This window comes from Phenylobacterium sp. (genome assembly GCF_036263695.1).
Taxonomy (GTDB): Bacteria; Pseudomonadota; Alphaproteobacteria; order Caulobacterales; family Caulobacteraceae; genus Phenylobacterium.
The window spans coordinates 1-4,119 of sequence record NZ_DATAGM010000454.1 but is presented as its reverse complement, the minus strand read 5'-3'; the positions used below and the strand labels follow the sequence as shown (position 1 = coordinate 4,119).

At 70.8% G+C, this 4,119-nt stretch carries 5 protein-coding genes; 4 read left to right on the top strand and 1 reads right to left on the bottom strand.

Features of this window, described 5'->3' with window-relative positions:
* A partial coding sequence (locus VHK87_RS18235; protein WP_329636317.1) for a YceI family protein occupies positions 1-1,031 on the top strand: 1,031 nt, incomplete at its 5' end.
* 89 nt (positions 1,032-1,120) lie between these two features.
* Here the strand turns inward: VHK87_RS18235 and VHK87_RS18230 are convergent.
* Positions 1,121-1,600, bottom strand: coding sequence for an HtaA domain-containing protein (locus VHK87_RS18230; RefSeq protein WP_329636316.1), 480 nt, complete (start codon positions 1,598-1,600; stop codon positions 1,121-1,123).
* A gap of 89 nt (positions 1,601-1,689) precedes the next feature.
* Here VHK87_RS18230 and VHK87_RS18225 point away from each other — a divergent pair, with 89 nt between their 5' ends.
* The 3 genes from VHK87_RS18225 to VHK87_RS18215 all read left to right on the top strand — a co-directional run.
* The gene (locus VHK87_RS18225) at positions 1,690-2,634 is read left to right on the top strand and encodes an L-threonylcarbamoyladenylate synthase (RefSeq protein ID WP_329636315.1); all 945 of its coding nucleotides are present in this window, start codon (positions 1,690-1,692) and stop codon (positions 2,632-2,634) included.
* 171 nt (positions 2,635-2,805) lie between these two features.
* The gene (locus VHK87_RS18220; RefSeq protein ID WP_329636314.1) at positions 2,806-3,540 is read left to right on the top strand and encodes an alpha/beta hydrolase; all 735 of its coding nucleotides are present in this window, start codon (positions 2,806-2,808) and stop codon (positions 3,538-3,540) included.
* A gap of 10 nt (positions 3,541-3,550) precedes the next feature.
* On the top strand, positions 3,551-4,119 hold a 569-nt coding region (locus tag VHK87_RS18215; RefSeq protein WP_329636313.1), incomplete at its 3' end, for a PAS domain S-box protein.

Here is a 4,119-nt window from a genome sequence, read left to right as displayed (position 1 = left end):
CGGACACCCTGCGGCGCTGGGAGAAGACCCTCGCGGGCGTCACCCACGCCGGTTTCTACCTGGTGATGATCGGCATGCCGCTGAGCGGCTGGCTGATGGTTTCCACCAGCCGGATCGAGATCCCAACGCTGCTCTACGGCGTGATCCCCTGGCCGGACCTGCCCGGGTCCAACGCCCTGTCGCGCGAGCTGCGCGAGGAGCTGCACGACGTGGGCGAGGCGGGGCACGACTCCATCATCAAGCTGTTCTACGGGCTGATCGCCCTGCACGTGGCCGGGGCGCTGAAACACCAGCTGTTCAGCCGCGACGAGCCGGTGCTGGCCCGGATGGCGCCGGGCGCGCGGGCCGGCCGGCGGCTGGAGCCCAGGCTGGCGATCATCGCCCTGGCGGCGGCCGCCGTGGCGGCTTTCGCTGCGGTGGTGACGCCGCCGATCGAAAGCCTGCGCCCGCCGGCCGCTGCGTCCGCCGACGAGGACGAGCCGATCGAGGCCGCCGGGCCAGGCGAGCCGCTGGCCGCCGCGCCGGCAGCGCCCGGGGAGCCAGTCGCCTGGCGTGTGGACGACGGCTCCAAGATCGAGTTCGAGACCGCCTGGGGCGAGACACGGATCGAGGGCGAGTTCGAGCGCTTCAGCGCCGAGATGCGCTTCAGCCCCGAGGCGCTGGACCGCTCGCGGGTGAGCGTGACCATCGACTTGGCCTCGGTGGACACCGGAGACGCCCAGCGCGACGGCGCCCTGCCGGGCTTCGACTTCTTCAACACCGCCGAGCACCCACGGGCGACCTTCGTCGCCGACCGCTTCGAGCGCACCGGCCAGGACAGCTACATCGCCCGGGGCCGGCTCACCCTGCGCGGCGTCACCCAGCCTGTGAACCTGCCCTTCGAACTCGACCTAAACGAGGACAGGGCCCGGGTGCGGGGCAAGGCCGCCATCGACCGCAACGCCTTCGGCATTGGCCAGGGCGAATTCGCCGCCACCGACCAGATCCCCGCCCAGGTGAAGATCGAGGTCGACCTGCGGGCGCGGCGGTAGCTCCCCTTCCACGACGCGCTCGTCAGCCGGCTTTCGCCGGCTTCGGCCCGCGGCCCCCTTTCCTATCAATGGGAAAGGAAGGAAGCCGCTCAGCCCAGTTTCAGCCGCACGGGATCGAGCTGCGTTCCAGGTGGATAGTGGTCGCCGAGCAGCTGCATGCCGTCCAGGGTCGTGACGGCGGGAACGACGAGTTCGCCGGCCTCGGTGACGGCGGCGGCGGGGTCCAGCTTGGCGATGGTCATCCGTTTTCCTGGCGCCCACGGGTCCGCGACAGTGAGGCCGCCGGCGGCGCCCTCGAACTCGAAGGCCGGATCGGCGATGGCGACCTTCAGCATCCCCCCGTGCGCCTCGAACCGGACTTCGCCCGAGAACTGGGCCCGGCCCTGCGGCCGGCCGTCGGGGTCGAGGGTCAGGGTCGCGTCGCCATCGCGGGCGAAGACGAAGCCGCCGTCGGTGGCGCGCTCCACGGAGCCCACAAGCTCGATCTTTCCACCGACGGCCTCGACGTAGCTACGGAAGCTCTGCTTCACGCCCCAGGCCAGGGCGGAGGGCGGCTGGACGTGGGACATGGAGCCTCTTCGGATGAACCTGCGCCGCAATCTCGGCTGTGAGAGGGAACAGGACAAGCCCCGCCCGCGCGGTGTAACGACCCGGCCATATGGCGCAGGGCGTGGACGAGCAGCAGGTGGACGAGCGCGCGGTCGCCCGCGCGGCCGAGGCCCTGCGCGCCGGTGAACTCGTGATCCTGCCTACGGAGACCGTCTACGGCCTCGCCGCCGACGCCGCGAACCCGGACGCCGTGGCCAGGCTCTACGAGGCCAAGGGCCGGCCGAGCTTCAATCCGCTCATCGCCCATGTGGCGGATCTCGATGCGGCCCAGCGGGTGGCCGTGTTCGACGAGCGCGCGCGTCGCCTGGCGCACAGGTTCTGGCCGGGGCCGCTGACCCTGGTGCTGCCGATCCGCGTGCCCGCCCAGGTCAGCGACCTGGCGCGCGCCGGGCTCGACACCGTCGCCGTTCGCGCGCCGGCCCACCCGATCGCCCGGGCGCTGCTGGCGGCCTTCGGCGGCCCGGTCGCCGCGCCATCCGCCAACCGCTCGGGCCGGCCGAGCCCGACGACCTTCGACGCCGCCCTGGAGGAGACCGGCGCCGCCGCCGCCGCGGCCCTCGACGGCGGGTCGTGCCGGGTCGGCCTGGAGTCCACCGTCGTCGCTCTGCTGGACGCGCCCCGCTTGCTGCGCCCCGGCGCCGTCACACGCGCCGAGATCGAGGCCGAGATCGGCCCGCTCGCGGAGGCCGAGGCCGACGCCAAACGCTCCCCCGGGCGCCTCGCCCGCCACTACGCGCCGAACGCTCCCGTCCGCCTGAACGCCGCCGCGCCCGAACCCGGCGAAGCCTTCCTAGGCTTCGGCCCGGGCCACGCTGGCCCGCTCAACCTCAGCGCCGCCGGCGACCTGCGCGAAGCCGCCGCCAACCTCTTCGCCCACCTGCGCGCCGCCGACGCCACGCGTCCCCGCGCCATCGCCGTCGCCCCGATCCCCGAAGAGGGCCTCGGCGAAGCGATCAACGACCGCCTGCGACGGGCGGCGGGGTTCGTAGGCTAGGCCGTCGCGCCGGCGTGACGTCTCCGATCCTTGGTCGGCCCCACGAGGCGCATAGGCGCAGTAGCGCCTCCGCCCCCTGGATGGTAGCCAACCCGGCTTGGCCAGTGGAGTTCAAGCGTGGCGACATCTGAGCGACTGAACGTTCAAGTCAAAGGTTCCGGCGAGCGGGCCATGGTCTTCGCCCACGGGTTCGGGTGCGACCAGAACATGTGGCGGCTGGTCTACCCCGCCTTCGAGCAGGATTTCCGTATCATCCTGTTCGATCACGTGGGCTGCGGCGGGTCGGATCGTTCCGCCTACGATCCTCAGAAGTACTCGTCGCTGGAGGGCTACGCCGACGACGTTGTGGAGCTCTGCCGGGAGCAGGGCGTTCGCGGAGGCGTGTTCGTGGGCCACTCCGTCAGCGCGATGATCGGCGTGCTCGCGGCGCGCAAGGCGCCGGAACTCTTCGACGATCTGGTGCTGGTCGGGCCTTCGCCGCGATACATCGATGACGAGAGCTACGTCGGCGGCTTCAGCGAGGCTCAGATCCACGAGTTGCTCGACTTCCTCGACAGCAATCACATGGGCTGGTCCCAGGCGATGGCCCCGGTGATCATGGGCAATCCAGACCGGCCGGAGCTTGGCGAGGAGCTGACCAACAGCTTCTGCATGACCGACCCGGACATCGCCCGGCGGTTCGCGCGCACGACCTTCCTGTCCGACAACCGCAACGACCTCGAGGGATTCGATCGCCGCACTTTGGTGCTGCAGTGCTCGGAGGACGTGATCGCCCCCCGGGCGGTGGGTGAGTATGTCCATGGCAAGCTGCCGAACAGCAGGCTGGTGGTGATGAACGCGACCGGCCATTGTCCGAATCTGAGCGCCCCGGAAGAGACCATCGAGGCGATCCGGGCCTTTGTCTGAGGCCGCGCCGGTGACCGACCAGACCCACGACGCCGACGCGGAAGAGGACTTGGCGGACCTCTTCGAGAACGCGCCCTGCGGCTATGTGTCGGCTGAGCCCGGTGGGCGGATCACCAAGGTCAATCAGACCCTCGCCGTCTGGCTGGGCTGGAGGCAGGAGGAGTTGGTCGGGCGCCGCTTCCAGGACCTGCTGAACATCGCAGGGAAGATCTACTTCGAGACGCACTTTGCACCGCTGCTGCGGATGCAGGGCTTCTTCAACGAGGTGGCGCTGGACCTCGTCGCCCGCGAGGGGACGCGCTTTCCGGTGCTGGTCAACGCCGTCGAGCGACGCGATGAGGACGGCCATGTGCGGTTCCTCCGGATCACCGTGTTCAACGCATCGGACCGCCGCCGCTACGAGCGGGAGCTTCTGGACGCCCGCCGGGCCGCCGAACAGGCGACGGCGGAGCTGCGAGAGCTCAACCAAACGCTGGAAGCCCGGGTCGCCGAGGCGGTCGAGCAGCGGATGCAGGCGGAGGAGGCTCTGCGGCAGGCGCAGAAGATGGAGGCGATCGGCCAGCTCACCGGTGGCGTCGC